This is a genomic window from Paenibacillus sp. 1-18, from assembly GCF_000520755.1.
In the GTDB taxonomy this organism is placed as follows: domain Bacteria; phylum Bacillota; class Bacilli; order Paenibacillales; family Paenibacillaceae; genus Paenibacillus; species Paenibacillus brasilensis.
The window spans coordinates 1-652 of the sequence record NZ_ASSB01000113.1 but is presented as its reverse complement, the minus strand read 5'-3'; the positions used below and the strand labels follow the sequence as shown (position 1 = coordinate 652).

The following is a 652-nucleotide window of genomic DNA, read 5'->3' as shown; positions in this document are numbered from 1 at the left end:
TTTTCCACCGCCCGCCGCTGGCGGACTGTGTACCCGAACTGGTGGCTACAGCTAGAGGAGAACGCAAGGCATCACTGGTTATCCGCGGAGGAACGCTGGTGAATGTGGTATCGGGCGAGTTGCTACCGGACATGTCTATTGCTGTGCAAGGTTCTCGTATTGCATACGTCGGTCGGGACGTCAGTCATACGATCGGCGACGACACTGTAATCATTGAAGCGGAAGGCCGTTATATGGCACCCGGATTACTGGATGGACATTGCCACATCGAAAGCACGCAGCTCACCGTAACTGAGTTCGCGAAGGCTGTCCTGCCGCTTGGGGTGACGGGCGGATTTTTTGATCCGCATGAAATTTCCAATGTACTGGGTCTAAAAGGGCTTCGTCTGATGCTTGACGAAGCGCGCACCACGCCGCTGGCTGCTTACATGCAAGTGGCTTCCTGCGTGCCGTCCACCGGGCCGGAGCTGGAAACGACAGGTGCCTCCTTCGGCCCGGCGGAAGTCGCAGAGGCGTTAAGCTGGGGCCCGGATATGATTGGGCTGGGCGAAGTCATGAATTTCCCTGGTGTCGTCTATGGAGACGATGTGATGATCGGGGAAATTCAGGCCACGCTGCGCGCGGGCAAGGTAGCGGACGGCCATTTTACATG

1 protein-coding gene is annotated in these 652 nt (G+C 57.5%); it reads left to right on the top strand.

Annotation, left to right across the window (positions count from 1 at the left end; genetic code table 11):
• Window positions 1-652: amidohydrolase family protein (locus L693_RS0107440; protein WP_025716727.1), on the top strand; the 652-nt coding region annotated here is incomplete at both ends.